Origin of the sequence: Vibrio caribbeanicus ATCC BAA-2122 (assembly GCF_000165125.1) — a bacterium.
Taxonomy (GTDB): Bacteria; Pseudomonadota; Gammaproteobacteria; order Enterobacterales; family Vibrionaceae; genus Vibrio; species Vibrio caribbeanicus.
On sequence record NZ_AEIU01000069.1, the window covers coordinates 190,189 to 206,893 of the forward strand.

The 16,705-nt window shown below is 40.4% G+C and carries 17 protein-coding genes and 2 pseudogenes; 13 read left to right on the forward strand and 6 right to left on the reverse strand.

Annotation, left to right across the window (positions count from 1 at the left end; translation table 11 throughout):
- The first annotated feature begins 112 nt into the window (after window positions 1–112).
- The 6 genes from RH40_RS09550 to RH40_RS09575 all read left to right on the forward strand — a co-directional run bounded on the left by RH40_RS09550 (window position 113) and on the right by RH40_RS09575 (window position 4,878).
- Entirely contained in the window at window positions 113–832 is a 720-nt protein-coding gene (locus RH40_RS09550) for an SDR family oxidoreductase (protein ID WP_009601261.1), read from the forward strand.
- A gap of 85 nt (window positions 833–917) precedes the next feature.
- Window positions 918–1,445 carry a hypothetical protein gene (locus RH40_RS09555; RefSeq protein WP_009601262.1) on the forward strand — a complete coding sequence of 176 codons (528 nt, stop codon included), beginning with the start codon at window positions 918–920 and terminating at the stop codon, window positions 1,443–1,445.
- A gap of 299 nt (window positions 1,446–1,744) precedes the next feature.
- A complete protein-coding gene (locus RH40_RS09560) occupies window positions 1,745–2,644 on the forward strand; it encodes an ETX/MTX2 family pore-forming toxin (protein ID WP_009601263.1) in 900 nt (299 codons plus the stop codon).
- A 318-nt stretch (window positions 2,645–2,962) separates the two neighbouring features.
- Complete coding sequence (locus RH40_RS09565; RefSeq protein WP_009601264.1) at window positions 2,963–3,808, forward strand: MBL fold metallo-hydrolase; 846 nt, start codon at window positions 2,963–2,965, stop codon at window positions 3,806–3,808.
- Window positions 3,809–3,990: 182 nt separating this feature from the next.
- The gene (locus RH40_RS09570; RefSeq protein ID WP_009601265.1) at window positions 3,991–4,341 is read left to right on the forward strand and encodes a hypothetical protein; all 351 of its coding nucleotides are present in this window, start codon (window positions 3,991–3,993) and stop codon (window positions 4,339–4,341) included.
- Window positions 4,342–4,464: 123 nt separating this feature from the next.
- On the forward strand, window positions 4,465–4,878 hold the full coding sequence (locus tag RH40_RS09575) for an OsmC family peroxiredoxin (protein ID WP_009601266.1): 414 nt from the start codon (window positions 4,465–4,467) through the stop codon (window positions 4,876–4,878).
- 49 nt (window positions 4,879–4,927) lie between these two features.
- Here RH40_RS09575 and RH40_RS09580 read toward each other — a convergent pair whose 3' ends face one another.
- A complete protein-coding gene (locus RH40_RS09580) occupies window positions 4,928–5,176 on the reverse strand; it encodes a hypothetical protein (RefSeq protein WP_009601267.1) in 249 nt (82 codons plus the stop codon).
- Window positions 5,177–5,381: 205 nt separating this feature from the next.
- Between RH40_RS09580 and RH40_RS09585 the strand changes: the two genes are divergently transcribed.
- Together RH40_RS09585 and RH40_RS09590 are read left to right on the forward strand one after the other, a co-directional pair.
- Window positions 5,382–6,038: a DsbA family protein gene (locus tag RH40_RS09585; RefSeq protein WP_009601268.1), complete on the forward strand. Its 657-nt coding sequence runs from the start codon at window positions 5,382–5,384 to the stop codon at window positions 6,036–6,038.
- A 192-nt stretch (window positions 6,039–6,230) separates the two neighbouring features.
- A complete protein-coding gene (locus RH40_RS09590) occupies window positions 6,231–6,425 on the forward strand; it encodes a hypothetical protein (protein WP_009601269.1) in 195 nt (64 codons plus the stop codon).
- Window positions 6,426–6,481: 56 nt separating this feature from the next.
- Here RH40_RS09590 and RH40_RS09595 read toward each other — a convergent pair.
- Window positions 6,482–6,841: pseudogene (locus tag RH40_RS09595) on the reverse strand (enolase C-terminal domain-like protein); the annotation flags it as partial.
- A 279-nt stretch (window positions 6,842–7,120) separates the two neighbouring features.
- On the opposite strand from RH40_RS09595, the gene RH40_RS09600 reads away from it, so the two are divergent.
- The 3 genes and pseudogenes from RH40_RS09600 (at window position 7,121) to RH40_RS09610 (ending at window position 10,853) form a co-directional block, all read left to right on the forward strand.
- On the forward strand, window positions 7,121–7,438 hold the full coding sequence (locus RH40_RS09600) for a chaperone (RefSeq protein WP_009601271.1): 318 nt from the start codon (window positions 7,121–7,123) through the stop codon (window positions 7,436–7,438).
- Between the two features lie 180 nt (window positions 7,439–7,618).
- A pseudogene (gene yegD / locus RH40_RS09605) lies at window positions 7,619–8,737 on the forward strand (molecular chaperone); the annotation flags it as partial.
- Window positions 8,738–8,942: 205 nt separating this feature from the next.
- Complete coding sequence (locus RH40_RS09610; protein WP_009601273.1) at window positions 8,943–10,853, forward strand: methyl-accepting chemotaxis protein; 1,911 nt, start codon at window positions 8,943–8,945, stop codon at window positions 10,851–10,853.
- A 48-nt stretch (window positions 10,854–10,901) separates the two neighbouring features.
- Here the strand turns inward: RH40_RS09610 and RH40_RS09615 are convergent, their stop codons facing one another.
- From RH40_RS09615 to RH40_RS20670, 4 genes are all read right to left on the reverse strand, one after another.
- A complete protein-coding gene (locus tag RH40_RS09615; RefSeq protein ID WP_009601274.1) occupies window positions 10,902–11,324 on the reverse strand; it encodes an META domain-containing protein in 423 nt (140 codons plus the stop codon).
- A gap of 68 nt (window positions 11,325–11,392) precedes the next feature.
- Entirely contained in the window at window positions 11,393–12,043 is a 651-nt protein-coding gene (locus tag RH40_RS09620) for a hypothetical protein (protein WP_241209877.1), read from the reverse strand.
- A gap of 408 nt (window positions 12,044–12,451) precedes the next feature.
- Complete coding sequence (locus tag RH40_RS09625; protein ID WP_158091822.1) at window positions 12,452–13,999, reverse strand: peptide ABC transporter substrate-binding protein; 1,548 nt, start codon at window positions 13,997–13,999, stop codon at window positions 12,452–12,454.
- Between the two features lie 336 nt (window positions 14,000–14,335).
- Complete coding sequence (locus tag RH40_RS20670; RefSeq protein WP_139056871.1) at window positions 14,336–14,533, reverse strand: hypothetical protein; 198 nt, start codon at window positions 14,531–14,533, stop codon at window positions 14,336–14,338.
- 186 nt (window positions 14,534–14,719) lie between these two features.
- Between RH40_RS20670 and RH40_RS09630 the strand changes: the two genes are divergently transcribed.
- The gene (locus RH40_RS09630) at window positions 14,720–15,490 is read left to right on the forward strand and encodes a class II aldolase/adducin family protein (RefSeq protein WP_009601277.1); all 771 of its coding nucleotides are present in this window, start codon (window positions 14,720–14,722) and stop codon (window positions 15,488–15,490) included.
- A 36-nt stretch (window positions 15,491–15,526) separates the two neighbouring features.
- Window positions 15,527–16,705: a mandelate racemase/muconate lactonizing enzyme family protein gene (locus RH40_RS09635; RefSeq protein ID WP_009601278.1), complete on the forward strand. Its 1,179-nt coding sequence runs from the start codon at window positions 15,527–15,529 to the stop codon at window positions 16,703–16,705.

Here is a 16,705-nt window from a genome sequence, read left to right on the forward strand (position 1 = left end):
TTTGATTTAATGGCTATATATCAACGAAGTGAGTTCTCTTAATATACCTCCATCGCAACAAACCAGCTTGGTTATCGAGGTTGCTTATTAATTACGATTTGGAGAATACACAATGAAAAAATTAGTTGTCATTACAGGTGCAAGTTCTGGTATTGGTGAAGCTATCGCTCGTCGTATGAGTGCTGCAGGTCACCCTTTGCTTCTCTTAGCTCGTCGTGTTGAGCGCCTTGAAGCGTTAAACCTACCAAAAACAATGTGTGAGAAGGTGGATGTAACTGACAAAGCTTCTTTTGAAGCTGCAATTGCTAAAGCAGAAGAAGTTTACGGTGAAACAGATTGTATCGTTAACAACGCAGGCATGATGTTACTTAGCGAGCTAGCTGACCAAGACGCATCAGAGTGGAAAACTATGTTCGATGTAAACGTGATTGGCCTAATGAACGGTATGCAAGTGGTGCTTGCACCTATGAAAGCGCGTCAGTCTGGCACTATCATCAATGTTAGCTCGATCGCTGGTCGTAAAACATTCCCGAATCATGCCGCTTACTGTGGTACTAAATTTGCGGTACACGCTATTTCTGAAAATGTTCGTGAAGAAGTTGCAGATTCAAATGTTCGTGTAACGACAATCGCACCGGGTGCGGTAGAAACTGAACTGCTTTCTCACACGACTTCAGATGAGATTAAAGCGGGTTATGAAGATTGGAAAGACAGCATGGAAGGTGTGCTAGTGGCTGACGATATTGCTCGCACAGTTGAGTTTGTATATCAGCAACCGCAGAGCGTTTGTATTCGTGAGATTGTTGTTGCTGCAACTCGCCAGCAACCATAGTCAACTTTGAAAAAAGTGTCGCTTAGTGAGACTTCTGGCCAAGATGAAGAAGCACAAAGCTTTATTTATGTGACTGAGGAAAGTGATGTTATCTAAAATTGCGTTAGCCCAGATACTCTCAGCAGAAAAGAGTCGTCTAGCAGGCCGTAATGTTGTTGAAACGTTTTTTAGAAAAAATTATGAAGTGGCAAAACTCCAGGTCTCGGAGCGTATGCGTAAAGAAAATGCTAAGAAAGCTGCCAAAAAATTCATAGCGATTCTTTTGGGTAAGGTTCCATATGCTGGCTCGGCGGTCAGTACGGTTTTTAAAAAAGTCGTACACAATAAAACACCCGGAGAAATACTTGATGAAGCGCTAACCTTCTACAATATTGCTGATATTTATGCCAAAGATATCCGCGGAGAGGTAAATAAAGGGACCTTAGAAATCTATATTAAAGCTCAGATCTATCTCGAATTAGCAGACGCTTTGATGGAGTACGTCGAAATGCAGCAAGCATCATTTGTCAGTGGGGTCAGACTACAATTGTTGACAAAAGATGCGGTGGTACAGCGAGAGCTTCAAAGAGTATTGATATCGAAAGGCGATATAGAACTCGATACTTTCTCTTGATAGCGATGATTGACAATGGATACGCTGGCGATGTTGCTGCGTGTCCTGAATTGCTTTTTCTGAGCGCTTGAATTATCTCTCTAAGGCCAAATTTTTCTGATGATTAACACTGTATAAAATCGGATCTATTTGCTGTGGTTTCGACTTTTTAAAGGAGCGGGGTATGCACAGTGGACACATATCAAAAGGATAATCTGTATAGATTGAAAAACACTGCTACCATTCATATGCAATCATTTGCTTTTGAGGTGCTGCTGTAGGTTGCTTGTGAATATCTAAACTTCTTATGGAGAATTGAAATGTCCAGTAATATTACCGACTTTGAAGCATTAGTACAGCAGTATGCAGACAAGATCGCCAAAGAAAGAGGCACTAAAGTCAAATGGATTTGTATTGATGGAAGCCAAAGCCATATTAAGGAACAATACCCTGATATGAAGGTCTCCGTTAATGTACAAGACCCAGTATTTTTCTGGGATGCGCCTTCTGTAAATCAAGATATGCTTTATAAAGATAGAGTGACTAATAACGGGTCGGAATCGGTATCCACAACGATATCGCGTTCAGAGTCAGTGTCGAATAATTTTTCATGGTCTACAACAGAAGGTATAAAAGTTGGAGCCTCGGTTAAAGTGTCTGCCAAATTTGCGGGAATTGGAGCTGAGACAGAAGAATCATTCGAGTTTAATTTCAGCTCAACGCAAGGTGAGAGTAAAACGACTACAAAAACGTGGGGTGTTAATAAGACAATTGTGACTCCACCTAAGTCATCCACAGAAATAAGTTGGATACTCGATCGAAATAAATCGGCTGGAACATTTAAATCTGATGTCACTATTTCGGGCAATGTTGCCATTTGGTTTAAAGACAAAATAGATCTTAATATACCTGGTGGCTCCAACCTTCATTGGCTTTGGTTCCCAACTCCAGCATCTGTTATACGTGAGCTTGGTAATCCTAATGGTTTTCGCACCAGTGGCAGTGATGCCATTTTTAATGCAGTAGGAAAGGCAAATGCTGATGTTGGACTGGAGTCTCAGTTATGGGTTAATGAAACGCCAATAACACAGAATGAGGGGGCTAAGCAGGCCTCTTTAGAAAGGTCATCTCCTTCTCAGATCTTGATATTCGATAAAGATGGTACTTTACTCCAGGATAATACGGTAGCTGGAGTTAGCCCTGAAGAAGCGACAGTATGATAATGTCTGTTTAATGTATTCTTTTAAGGCCACTTAAAGGTGGCCTTTCTATCAATTATCTGATTTATTTTATAATGATATTTAGGTTTGTTAAAACGGCGTTCGTGCGTCTCACTTCTTTCTAAAAACGTGTTGCGAAAATTTAATTACCATTCCTTCCTTAATTATTTATCTTAATGATTCCAAAGCCCTATGATATTAAACATAGTGCGGTTCATAAATATGGCCTTGCTTACTTAATTTTTAAGACTTTATGGCTATTAATGTGGTGACAAAAAGCTTAGTCTAAGGGCGACTTTCTAACCAGAACTGGCCTATATGATACTGACATCTTTAATTGATAATGCGAGATTGAAAAATCGAACAGATCTTGCGGTAGAAAGAGGGCTTTCTATTCATGCAAGTACTATGGGTAAAAGTATATTATTTGACGCTGGAAGCAGTGAAGCTTTCTGTGATAATGCAAATTTACTGAATATTGATATTAGCCACGTAGACGCCGCCGTTATTTCACATCGTCACCATGATCATTGTAATGGAGTCACTCACTTTTTAGATCGCAACTCGAGGGCTCAAGTTTATTTTCGTGAATGTGAAGAAACCAATTACGTCTTTAAGACATTTGGTTTTAAAAGTAATGTCGGTATAGATAAACAGTTGTTGGTTAAGGGGATGAATAGACTAACCTTCGTTAATCAGATGGTTGAAATTTCTCCTAGTATTTTTATTATCACTGATATAAGTAATAAGTTTGCGAAGCCAGAAGGTAATAAATATCTTTTCACTGAATCAGATGGTAATTGTATACCCGATAGTTTTGACCACGAATTATTACTTGTCGTAAAAGAAAGTGATGGACTTATCGTATTCACTGGCTGTGCTCACAGTGGTGTTCTTAATATGATAGATACTGCTATCAAGCATTTTCCTGATATAAGGATCAAAGCAGTAGTTGGTGGTTTTCACTTAGTTGGACTGCCACTGTTTAATAGTATTGGTGGTACTAAAAAGCAGATCGAACAAGTTGGTGAAGCAATTTTGGACTTTCCCATAGATAAGCTTTACACAGGTCACTGTACGGGCATGAAAGCTTATCAAATTTTAAAAGGTGTACTCGGCGACCGCTTAGAGTACTTTGCTACGGGCCATAGTATTACTATCTAGCGTTATAAGTTATGGTCAACGAGGAAAGAGTACAAGTTTTTTTAAGAAGAGTAGGGCGTAATAGATTAGATACTATATACGCAAAAGGCTTTGATGTTTGAGGTAGCTGTTTACTCGCATAATACATACATAGCTGAGTACCGTTTAAAGTTCCTTATTTTGCTAGGAGATCTCGAAAGAACATGCTCAATTTATTTAAGTTTTTTGTTTTTAGCAATTGTATTACTCTCACGATCGTGGTCGCCTTTGAGGAGTTTTCAGGATTCTTTGGTTTGAATCATTGGTCTGACTACGCTTTCTTGGTCGTGATGCTCCTTTGGGCAATAGCAGCGTTATTTTTTATCTATCCTCCAGAGGTTGGTTTTGGTAACGACAAAGCGGAGCGAGTGGCAGCTTCTATGGTTGACAGTTCGATAGCTGATAAAATTGACGAAGAACGTTTCTCATCAAATACCCTATTCTGCATCAAGCTTTTTGTTTCCGGCTTGCCTGCTTTTTTAGCCTGCTTGATCAATGATCAACTTTTTCTATAGTTAATAGACTTGGGTTTAGACCTTTTTATTTTAACTTAAATTCGGTTTAGACACGATATCAGTAACAACGGGATGTGTCGTTTTTTATTGGTATCCAGTTCAATCCGTACATGAGGAGGAATTATGTCGGTACAGGTGGCAAACGCCCTTTGGGAAGGGACACTCAAAACGGGAAAAGGCGTGATGAAGTATGGTGAAGTTGTAAGCCCTTTTACCTTTGCTTCTCGATTTGAAGACGGGGATGCGACGAATCCCGAAGAACTGATCGGCGCCGCTCACTCTGGCTGCTTTTCTATGTTTTTAGCGGCACTTCTTTCTGAAAAAGGACTAACACCAACCGTTCAAACACAAGCTAAAGTTCACTTGGGAGATGAAGATGGCCCTAAAATTACTCACATCGAGCTAAGTTCTCAGGTGACAGCTGAAGGTTTGACCGATGATGATTTACAGCAATTGGGTAAGGTCGCTAAAGAGAATTGCCCAATCTCTAGGTTGGTTCAGGGTGCGAAGGTCTCGCTAACCTTGACGTTAAACTAACAGCAAAAAGCGCTCAGAGTGAGCGCTTTTTTACTGTGTGATATTAAGTTCAATGAGATCGATTGGTGCCATTTTTTACCATATCTTGACCTGTTTGAAATACCTCCTCGGTAACCCAACGGCCTAATAGAAGTTGGTGGTTGTCATCTAATACAGCCACGAATCGTCTTCCATCACTATTATTGGTTGCCATGACGATACCAGCGGCATTATTTAGTCCAAGAGATCCGCTCTCAACGGTAACTAGGAAGGTTTCTAATTCGTCTAAGTCTGAGATTATTCTGTCGTCATCAATCATTATCTTTGTCTCTTTTGCTTCGCCTTGAGGCTTTTTATTGTCGTGTTAAGTCATTGCATAATTTAACCATGATAGTGCGGAAATACCACTTCTGCATAGAGCCAAATGTTTTAAAAGTATCCTCTTGAAAGAGTTTGGTCGAATATCGTGCATTTCAATCTAGACAGTTTATGCTTAATGAGTAACCAACAATCTGGGGTGAACTATGAACAATCAAAAGGTGTTGCCTTCTAGTGCTACTAAGCTCTTTTATGTTTACGACCCTATGTGTTCCTGGTGTTGGGGCTTTAAACCGATTTGGCAGCAAATAAAGCAAATTTTTGAGGGTCGAATTGAAATACAACTCATTCTTGGCGGGCTAGCACCTGACAATGATCAACCGTTATCAGAAGAAATGAAAACGCACCTCAAAGCCGATTGGCGAAAAGTTGAGTGGCAGTTAGGGACGGAGTTCAATCATAACTTTTGGGAGGAAAATACACCTTATTACTCAACCTACCCATCATGTCGAGCTGTCTTAGCGGCGCGAAAACAAAATGCAGAACTGCAAATGCTTGCGGCGATCCAAAACGCTTTCTATATAGAGGCGAGGAACCCGAGTAGATGTGAAGTTTTGGTTGAGCTTGCCGAAGAGATAGGTCTAGATGTTGAGCGCTTTGAAGATGAATACTATTCAGAGGCACTGAATAAAGAGCTTTTTAATGAGTTTGACTTTGCTTGTAAGTTAGGAGGGTATCAATTTCCTTCACTGTTTATCGGTAATGAAGAACAAACGGTTGAGGTGAAGGTCGACTATCAATCTCCACAGAAAACGATTGCACAGATTGAACAGCTCAATCGAAAATCTACTGGCTATATGTGATGCCTTTGCGAGCGCTCACAAAATTCTAGATTGGTTAAAGTTTATTAGTTTGATTATAAAAGTGTGCCACAACAGACGGGGTATAACTTAACGCTTGTTTAAGCAGTGTTTTGTTTGGTGCACGCAATGTTGACTCTTCCTGTGTGGTTTCTACGCTTGTTTAAGTAATCGTAACGTGAACGGGAGAACACTATGGCTAAATTTCAACAAGATATACCAAATCGTGTGACTGTCTACCATGATGATATTGAACAAGAAAAAGCACTTAAAGATGCAATGCTGCCTGAAAAACCGCGATACTTTAATGGGTCTCCAACCTACCAAGCTTCGAGTATTGAAGAGTTTAAAGATAGGTTGAGTGACATTGGCATGTCGTTGGAGAAATAACGAATCTGAAAGTGAGCAGTGGGTATAACCACTGCTTTTTACGTTTGTTGGCAAAGCTATTGAATAGAAATCATCCCAGCATCATAGTGAAATGCATCTTCGATATCACTACCGAGTAGCACAGGGCCATCGAGATCAACTAAGTCTGCAAACTGAATCAAAGGCAGTGCGGCTTTCATTGCCATCGAGGTACCTAACATACAGCCAATCATAATTGACAGACCCTGCGCTTGTGCCTCATGGGTAAGTTTCATCGCATGAGTCAGGCCTCCGGTTTTGTCGAGCTTAATATTCACCATCTCATAGCGATTCTTTATGTGCTTGAGATCAGAGGTTACATGACAACTCTCATCAGCGCAGAGGGGGATAGGGTGGGAGATTGTAGCCAAAATCTTATCATATTGACTGGGCAGTGGTTAGTTTATCCTATTAAGCATTAACGTATACCTAAGGTCATCCCAATCTTCAATAGTTTATCTTGTTGATAGCTTGTCCAAAGTTAACCTCCGGCTATTTTACCCGAACTTGGAGTCATGAGCTGGTAAGAATAAGCGTCTTGGTGACGTTAAGATACAAAGTTTAGTGAATAAGCTAACGACTTGCTTTGATTGGTAAGTCAACGTATTCTTCTGCGCCCAATGCGGTAAGCTTGAGCAAAAAATGGTTTTTGTTCGTGACAAAAAGGAGTTGTAGATATGTCTATTGGTTTTGATTATGGGACGGCAAACTGCTCCGTTGCTCAAATGGTCGATGGTTGGGCAAGTCGTATACCTCTGATGCATGGTGTCTATGATCTGCCATCCAGTTTATCTGCGCCCACCTCGCATGCGGTTTCTGAAGCATTATTTCGTCACTATGATATAAAGCCTTCCTCTTCAGCTGGTGAAACGGCCTTGAGAATTGCGATCAGGCATAATTCGGAAGAAGGGTTAGATATATACCCAAGTGACTTCAAAATGCAGGATTCAGAGCGGTGCCACAGTGTTGAGTTCAAGGAAAATAACGCAGCGTAATAGTCGACTCTTACCAAGTTGTTTGACGATGAAATCGGCACTGTGGCACGCTCCCAGAGGGCGAGGTGTCTTGCTTTACATGCGTCGTTACCGATTTTCAATTTAGATGACTAGATTTTCAAATCGTTGCCTTGCCTGTCAAGCAAGTCATTCTCGCTGAACCTAGCATCTTGAGGTTACTTGGGTATACAGGCAGACGATATTCGTTTTGGTCATGACGCATTGTCACAATACCTGGCGGATCCGCAAGACACGTTTTATGTAAAATCTCCAAAATCATTTTTAGGGGTCTCTGGTCTTAAAGAACAGCAGATAGCATTTTTTGAAGATCTGGTTTGCGCGATGATGGTAAATATCAAAGCATGCGCAGAGCTATCAATTAACAAAGAGCTTCAAGATACTGTCATTGGGCGACCAATCAATTTTCTGGGTCGAGATGGAGATGAGTCCAATCGCCAAGCGCAAGCTATTCTCCATCGTGCTGCAAAGCGAGCTGGGTTTCGGCATGTTGAGTTTCAATATGAGCCGGTTGCCGCTGGCTTAGAATATGAAGCTTCTCTTATCCAAGATAAGACAGTGTTGGTTGTTGATATTGGGGGAGGTACAACGGATTGCTCGCTTATAAAGATGGGGCCAAGTTGGGTTGGAAAACAAGACCGAACCAATTCTCTTCTTGCTCATTCTGGTCGAAGGATAGGTGGTAACGATCTTGATATCTTTACTGCGTTTAAACAGTTTATGCCGTTATTTGGTTTAGGTACTCAGAATAGTTTGGGTTTAGATTACCCAGTGACACAATTTTGGAATCCTGTCGCGATTAATGATGTTCAAGCGCAAAGAGAGTTTTATCAGACTAAAAATCGTAACCAGCTCTTACATATGAAAAAAGAGGCTTTAAACCCAGAGAAACTTGACCGACTTTTGGAGCTTTATGATTGTACTTTGGGGCACTCTATTGTCAGACAAGCCGAGCAAGCTAAAATCGCTTTAGCCACAGAAAACACTCATTCTAGTCAAATAGCTTTAAGTAAGGAATATCTAGACATAAGTCTGTCGGCTCAAGAACTAGCGTCTGCTATTGCGGTTCCAACAGCAAAAATACAGGCACTTGTTCAAGAAGCAATGACTCAAGGTCAGATAGTACCAGATGTTGTCTTTATGACTGGAGGCTCGGCACATTCACCCATCTTGCGTAATGCAATTAGTTCAGTGATCCCCGATGTCCCTATCGTAAACGGAGATAACTTTGGTTCGGTTGCTGCAGGGCTTGCGAGATGGTCGAAAATCGTCTTTTCTTGATAAGATTTTGGTCAAATAGTTAGGATGGATAATAGAATGCTCGAAAATAGCCAATTAGCGTTTTATTTGTTGCAAAATGTTACTGAATATATTGAATAGCATCATGATTATGAAAATCGGTATTTTCCACAGGCAGTAAATTTTTAATTTACCCATTATGATTGTCGCCATACAAATTTAAAGGCTGCAAAAGGAACGGGTTGTAATGTGGAATTTAGGGTTTAAAAAGCTATTACTTGCCTCGATCATAGCTTTGGTTGTTTTATGTGTCTCTGCGTCAAGTTATGTTGCTTATATCCAACAGAAAGAAACGTTGGTTGATATTATTACAACAAATAATCAGGTTTATGTGGCAAATCAAGCTGAGCAAATCGCCACGAAGTTAAATGATAAAGTCAGTGGCTTGGATAAGCTGGGTGAGCGTTATCAAAACCAGCCAATATCGGGTAGTGAACAAGACTTTATCAACCTTACCCATAATATTGCAGCGGGGATGAACCTTAACAGCTCTGTTGTTGCATTTAAAAACGGCGATGCTTACTGGAACCAGACCGCAGATAGTTGGCCAAATCATAAATTAGCAGGGGACGTGACGACTCGTAGTTGGTATCAATTAGGTCGTGAAAGTGATTCTGCAACGATCACTGAACCTTACTCAAGTAGTGATGGAAGCAGCTTTTGGATATCAATAGTAAGAAAAACGCTTAACGGTATGATTTCTGTTGATATGAAGTTGGATTTTCTCAACCAAATTGTGGCTAATACCAATGAGATCCCCGGAGCCATTGCATTAATCATCAATCATGACAAGAGCATCTTAGCATCCTCTTTTGATAGCGTGAAAGCAGGTGACAAAGCAGAGTCTTTTCCTTGGTTGAATGCTGTCGCGACAGAGTCGTTTAAAAGCAAAGATACCGTCTTTGACGGCCTGATGTTTAATAAAGAAAAGTTATACTTTTCCCACAGAATTAATGTTGCCGGAAAAAGCTGGTATTTTGTCGTTGGTTTAGAGAAGAAGGTTGTGTTTTCTGATCTAGTTCAAGCGCGTAATACCGCCATAGTTACAGCTGTTGTAGCCACCATCATGAGTGTTATTCTTGCCTTCACTATCATCAATATACTGTATCGACCTATTCTGACATTGAAAGAGACGATTCTAGATCTTAGCCAAGGAAATGGCGATTTGACTCAGCGCATCAAGGTGGAAACGAACGATGATCTTGGTCAAATTTCAGATGGCGTTAATGCTTTCATTTCAAACTTGCAGGATATGATGCTGGACATCAGACAGGTCTCTGAACAACTCAATGATAATGTGTCACGAATGCGTGAACAGAGTCAGCGCAACAGCACTATTTTACGTAATCATGTCGAGGAAACAGAACAAGTTGTTGCAGCGATTGAAGAGATGAATGCCACTGCCGAATGTATGGCTGCTGATGCAGCAAACACAGCACAGCTTACTCATAAAGCCAATGACTCAAGCACAGATTCAAAACATATTGTCAATCAGGCACAAACGAATGTTCACCAGCTGGTTGCTGATGTATCCCTAGCTTGTGACAATGTTTCCCACATGTCCTCAAAAACGGACGGCATTAGTGCAATCCTTGGAGAGATAGGTGAGATTGCTGAGCAAACGAATTTACTGGCATTGAACGCGGCAATTGAAGCGGCAAGAGCAGGGGAACAAGGTCGAGGTTTTGCTGTTGTTGCAGATGAAGTTCGAAAGTTAGCGAGCCGAACCAAAAGCAGTACAGAAGAGATCGAGGCCGCACTGGCCAGTCTGTTACAAGGAAGTCAATCAGTTGTGGCGTCTATGGACTCAACCAAGGTTAAATGCGCTAATACCGCAGATGGCGCGGGTGAGGTAGCGCAAAGTTTGGATGTTATGACTACATTTGTCACAGATATTAACGATTTAAGTACGCAAATTGCAACTGCGGCTGAAGAACAGAGTTGTGTGACTCAAGAGCTGAGTAAAAATATGTCTGCAATTAGCCTCATTGTTGGTGAGTTGGATACCAATGGACGTCAAGCTCTGACTGATGCAAAAAATATTTCTCAAATGAATGAAAAGTTGACTCGAATCGTTGGGAGTTTCAGGCTCTCTTAGCCGTAATTTTGAAGCCAAGAGATCCATTCAGACCTCTTGGCTTAGGATTTAATTTACCCTGTGATAGATGAGAGTTGTCTGATGTGTACTAAAGGTCAAAACATTTTTTGCTGCGTTAATAGTGATATTAGGATTTGCTTCGAACCCTAGGATTAATTTTTCCTCTTGGTTAGAAAGGGCTGCTGTACACAGCTTTTCTGTCATATTGAGAGCGTGGATGTCCCACTGACCAGCCTCAAAAGAGCGAATAGCGGTGAATAGACGGTTACAGCCAGTGTGTCCATAAACATTGTCATGTGTGATGATAAGGGTGGGCTCACCATAGGGGCTGTGTTCGTCGATGGTATGTAACAGCCAATTTCCTAGGGCGACATCATGAACAGCTGGTTGATCAGCTTGCTCAAAACTTTGGCCAATACATAGACTTGGTAATAGACCAAGTAAGGCACTTATCCAAAATGAGTTTTTCATCTTTTTCTCGAAAAATTAGTTAGAGTATTTAGCTATAAAAATAACGGAGTATTAAATTATTTTTTCTTTTACCAGCGAGTGAATTTTATTGAGACCGCCTCTCCAAAGCCGATCCCTAAGCCTCCAGCTTTTAGGTCAAAGATCTCACCTTTGTCACGATCCCACATCTTAATCTCATGATAAAATAACCCACTGAAGTATTGGCCTTTATTCTCTTTTAGTTCAATTTGTTTTCCTTTTTCTAGCTGGTCGAAAAAGGTTTCATCTATGTAAGCCGAACCTGCAAAGGTTGGAATGGTTGAGATACCAGCAAACTGCATAACGAGCTCACCATAGTTACCGACTGCACAAGCGATAATGACGGCAATTCCCCCACAAGTGGCAACTCGATACTGTCGACCGCTGTCTGTTTTAAAGGGGCGCCTGAAAGTCATTCTCCCAAAGACTGAATCTGATTTGATATGTACCTCTTCAGGAAGGGTCACACCAGTGATTTCTACCATACGGATTTCATCAGGTTTAAAATGAGGAATTAAAAATTTTTCTGTGATGAAACGTTTGTCTGGCGTCATAACTTTTAGTCTTACTCTATCCCCGCTTTCATAGTGGATCACATCAGATAGAGAGTTTGAGTCATTCATATTTATACTATCAAGATCATTCCACTGGCCTGAGTTGACCGCATAAAACACCTGAAAATTTTCTTCTTCATTAGTCACTTCCAAGCTATTTTTGAAAAAAATTCCTTGGCAATATCCTATTTGTGTTATGGCTATCGATAATAAAATTATTGAAGAATTAAATATTCTTTGAAACATACTAAAGCCTTGTAAGTTTGATTCATTTTTATAAATGCTCGGTAGCAAAATGCTAAGATCTTTTGTGTGTTTTTTACAAGGGAAATATTTATTATTCTTTCTCATACAAGATATGGAGCATATTAAATAGTTAAATTAGTTATCATATTATTTATATTGATATCATATGAGTAGAAATAAAAAAGAGAAATTTAAATAATTTCTCTTTTTTATGGTTATTTAAAATATTTAATAAACTTTTATATAGTTCTTAAAATCAGAACATTATCTGAAAAGTCAGCCATTTTTTCTTTATCTAGCGTCTTGAGGTTACTTGGATAAAATAAAAAGATCTTTTGATGGAATATTATCATCCACTATCTTTGGTGAAAATCCTCCCACTCTTGTTGAGATAAGGCGAGAGGTTACATTTTGAAAGATTGGGATCATCGGCATGTCTTTTATGAGTTGCTCTTCTGCGGAGAGATATAGCTTGCTCCGTTCCATAGGCGATTGAGTGGACAATGCAGTCTTTAAAAGCTTATCAAAAGTTTGATTTCGGTAGCCCACATGATTTAGCGAGCTATCTGAACTGAATACTGTTAGAAATGCAGATGGTTCATTATATAGGCCACACCAGCCTGCACGCATAACATCGAAGTCTCCTCGTCTACGCGAATCTAGGTACGCTTTCCACTCTTGATTTTCTAGCATAACGTTGACATTAAGGCTTTTTCTCCACATAGATTGAATCGCAATTGCAATTTTTTTGTGGTTTTCTGAGGTGTTATAAAGAAGTTTGAAAGTAAGAGGGTTGGACTTACCGTACCCTGCCTCTTCCAGTAGTTGCTGGGCACGCTTTTGTCGCTGCTTGGCCGTCATATGACTGTATTCTATGTCTAGTAGGCCAAAGTTGTCTGTTGCACTTGGTGTAAATTGGTACGAGGGCTTCTGTCCTTGACCTAATAATTTATCAGTGATGATTTCTCTATCGATGGTTAGAGAAAGAGCCCGACGGACGCGGCCATCATTAAACGGTGGTTTTTTTGTGTTGAATCCATAGTAATAAGTACAGAGTCTATCGGATGTATTGAGAGTGTCTTGCTGTTCTTTTTTGAGTTTTTGGTAATGCTCAAGCGGTACCTTACTTGTCATATGTATTTCTCCGCTCAGAAATCGGTTCATTTCTGCGACTTGATCATCGAGTGACAGGTAGGTAACTCTTTTAAGCTGTGACTGCTTTTTATTCCAGTAGTAAGGGTTTGGTGTGAGCTCAATTTTCTCATTGGGTACTCTGTTAGAGATAATAAATGCTCCATTGCCGACAAAATTATTGGGTTTGGTCCAATGGTCGCCATGTTTTTCTATAGTATGCCGTTCAACGGGATAAAATACCGAGTGGGCAAGAATTTTAGTAAAATAAGGGACAGGATTTTCTAAAAGAATTTTTACTCTGTTGTCAGCTAAGGCTGATACCCCGAGGCTTTCCTTAGCAAGTTTTCCGTCAAGTATTGCTTTAGCATTGACAATCTGGGCAGTTTTATAGAGAAAAGCATAGGGAGTTGCGGTGTTGGGATCAATCGCTCGTCGAAAACTATAAATAAAATCTTCTGCAGTAATGGGCTTACCGTTAGACCATTTAGCGCTTTTACGAATTGAAAAAATAAATTCTTTATTTTCGATGTTGTCCCATTTTTCAGCAATTGCAGGAACGACTTCACCACTCTGATTAATGCCTACTAGCCCCTCAAATAAATCAAGCAAAACTCTAAAGTCTGGGATACCCTCGGCCTGATGAGGGTCAACAGATATAATTTCAGCACCATTACCTCGAACTAATTCTTGAGTTTCATCATATAGTGGTTTCTTACTATTCAACTCCGGTATTTTTTCTTGTGAAGCATAAAGAGTATTACAAAAAACTAAATAAAAAATTAGACTTATTACGTTCTTTTTTATTAATAAAGTTAGGTAAGGTTTCAAGGTTTTGACCCTATTTAATTATCTATTCGACAATAATAATTTATGTTTGAAATCAGGGTTAAATACTAAATAAATAAAAGTATTTTTGAAGGGTATATAATGACGTTTTATCTGATTTGAGGTTTGGGTCATGAAAAATTACAGTGTAATAAATTTAACTAAAGAATGGTGTTTGAGTCGTTTTATAGAAATTAGTGATAGACCATCTAATTTGCTTAACTATCAAAATTTTCATGTGTAAGTAAGCGTCATATACCCAAGTAACCTCAAAATGCAGGATTCAGAGCGACGCCACAGCGTTGAGTTCAAGGAAAATAACGCAGCGGAATAGTGGGCTCTTGCCAAGTTGTTTGACGATGAAATCGGCGCTGTGGCACGCTCCCAAAGGGCGAGTTGCCTTGTTTTACATACGTCGTTACCGATTTTCAATTTAGATGACTAAATTTTCAAATCGTTGCCTTGCCTGTAAAATAAGTCATTCTCGCTGAACCTAGCATCTTGAGGTTACTTGGGTATTGTTGTTATATTGAATCCGTACTCTGCGAGCTCACTTTGTTAATCCGTTTGAGGTCGCTTGGGTGTAAGATGTAAAGTGATTATGACAAGGAGTCTGAGATGTATGAATTACCAACATTGGATCTCAAAGGGAAAGTCTCGGAAGTAGAGTGGCAAACTCGAGTTGAACTAGCAGCAGCATATAGACTATTTGTGATGCACGGTTGGGACGACTTAATCCATACGCATATTTCAGCGCGCATTCCCGGTACTGAAGATTTATTAATAAATGCCTTTGGCTTATCTTTTGATGAAGTTACGGCATCAAATCTCGTTAAGATTGATATCGAGGGGAACGTAGTAGACAAAGATACGCCTTTCAATATCAACCCTGCCGGTTTTACCATCCATAGTGCTGTTCATGAGGCTCGCCCAGAAGACCAATGTGCACTCCATGTTCATTCAATTGAGACTGTGGCTATTGCAAGTTTGAAAGAAGGATTATTGCCATTAAGTCAATATTCGATGTTCGCTCTTGCGTCAATGAGCTATCACGATTACGAAGGTTTGGCAGTCGACCATGATGAAAAGCTCCGTTTGCAGCAAGACTTGGGTAAAGCCAATTTTATGCTGTTGAGAAATCATGGTGCCTTGACCATGGGGAAAACCATTGGCGATGCATTTATGCACATGTATGACCTTACCCAAGCTTGTCAAATTCAGCTTCACATTCAGTCCACAGGTCGAGAGGCCTTTCTGGTGGATCAAGCGATTGTTGATGGTATCAAAGCTCAAGCCAACATTGTTCATTCTGGTTTGACTGGCGGTCAAAAAGCTTGGCCAGCAATGATGAGAAAAGTGAAACGCCTCTACCCGGATTTTGACCAGTAAAATCCAACACAAACTTACTAAAGAGCAAGAGTAAAAATGAAAATTACTGAAATTGAAATTTTTGATATTCACTGTCCTAAGCGTCCACCCTGGAATCCTGTTTTTGTGCGAATTCACACTGATGAGGGTATCACTGGTGTTGGAGAAGCAGGACTCGCATACGATTGGGGGCATAGTGCTGCGGCAGCAATGATCAAGGAGATTGCTGAGGCTGTTTTGATAGGCTTTGATCCCTTCAGTACTGAAAAACTATGGTCGAGAATGCTCAGAGAGAGCTTTTGGGGGCTAGGTGGAGGACCAGTATTGTATGCGGCAATGAGTGCTATCGATACCGCTCTTTGGGACATTAAGGGCAAGGCTCTTGGCTTACCTGTGTATCAGCTATTGGGTGGTAAGACGAATGACAAACTCCGTACCTATGCGAGTCAGCTTCAATTCGATTGGGACACTGAGTGCAAAAAACTGATCCATCCAGAGGAATACGCGGAAGCTGCGCTAAAAGCCGTTGCACAAGGTTATGATGCCGTTAAAGTTGATCCGATAGTCTACGATGCTGATGGTCAATCGTCTTTTGACCGCACTAAGTTATTCACTCAACCACAAATGCGTTTGTTTGGGAATAGGCTCAGAGCGATCAGGGATGCGGTTGGACCGGATGTTGATATCATTTTTGAGTCTCATTCTCTGATGGGAGCGGCCTCTGCCATTCAAATGGGAGAGGTAATTGAGGAAGTGGGCTGTATGATGTATGAAGAACCAGTGAACTACTTAAACTCGGCCATCCATAAAAAAGTGGCAGACAATGTCAAAGTTCCAATAGCGGGTGGAGAAAGACTGTATCATCGTTGGGATGCTAGACCTTATTTTGAAGACCAAAGTATTGATGTACTGCAACCGGACGTTGGTCTATGTGGTGGCTTTACTGAAGCGAAAAAAGTTTGTGATTACGCCGATGTTTATGACATTAGGGTACAAGCTCACGTATGTGGTGGTCCTGTTGCGACTGCGGCATCACTACACTTAGAAACAGCGATCCCAAACTTCTTGATCCATGAACATCATACTTACGCGATTAAAGACTGGAACCGTGAGCTTTGTATCCAAGATCCTCAACCAAAAGATGGTTTTTTCCAAGCCCCAGATACTCCGGGAATCGGCATTGAACTAAATGATGAAGTTGTAAGACGATCTCCAAATGTGAGAGTAAAAAAATAG

Bases quoted from the DNA above. Each gene is read 5' to 3' on its own strand.
- RH40_RS09560 (WP_009601263.1), top strand. From the start codon at position 1,745: ATGTCCAGTAATATTACCGACTTTGAAGCATTAGTACAGCAGTATGCA.
- RH40_RS09590 (WP_009601269.1), top strand. From the start codon at position 6,231: ATGGCTAAATTTCAACAAGATATACCAAATCGTGTGACTGTCTACCAT.
- RH40_RS09570 (WP_009601265.1), top strand. From the start codon at position 3,991: ATGCTCAATTTATTTAAGTTTTTTGTTTTTAGCAATTGTATTACTCTC.
- RH40_RS09580 (WP_009601267.1), bottom strand. From the start codon at position 5,176: ATGATTGATGACGACAGAATAATCTCAGACTTAGACGAATTAGAAACC.
- RH40_RS09610 (WP_009601273.1), top strand. From the start codon at position 8,943: ATGTGGAATTTAGGGTTTAAAAAGCTATTACTTGCCTCGATCATAGCT.
- RH40_RS09550 (WP_009601261.1), top strand. From the start codon at position 113: ATGAAAAAATTAGTTGTCATTACAGGTGCAAGTTCTGGTATTGGTGAA.
- RH40_RS09565 (WP_009601264.1), top strand. From the start codon at position 2,963: ATGATACTGACATCTTTAATTGATAATGCGAGATTGAAAAATCGAACA.
- RH40_RS09555 (WP_009601262.1), top strand. From the start codon at position 918: ATGTTATCTAAAATTGCGTTAGCCCAGATACTCTCAGCAGAAAAGAGT.
- RH40_RS09600 (WP_009601271.1), top strand. From the start codon at position 7,121: ATGTCTATTGGTTTTGATTATGGGACGGCAAACTGCTCCGTTGCTCAA.
- RH40_RS09630 (WP_009601277.1), top strand. From the start codon at position 14,720: ATGTATGAATTACCAACATTGGATCTCAAAGGGAAAGTCTCGGAAGTA.
- RH40_RS09635 (WP_009601278.1), top strand. From the start codon at position 15,527: ATGAAAATTACTGAAATTGAAATTTTTGATATTCACTGTCCTAAGCGT.
- RH40_RS09615 (WP_009601274.1), bottom strand. From the start codon at position 11,324: ATGAAAAACTCATTTTGGATAAGTGCCTTACTTGGTCTATTACCAAGT.
- RH40_RS09575 (WP_009601266.1), top strand. From the start codon at position 4,465: ATGTCGGTACAGGTGGCAAACGCCCTTTGGGAAGGGACACTCAAAACG.
- RH40_RS09585 (WP_009601268.1), top strand. From the start codon at position 5,382: ATGAACAATCAAAAGGTGTTGCCTTCTAGTGCTACTAAGCTCTTTTAT.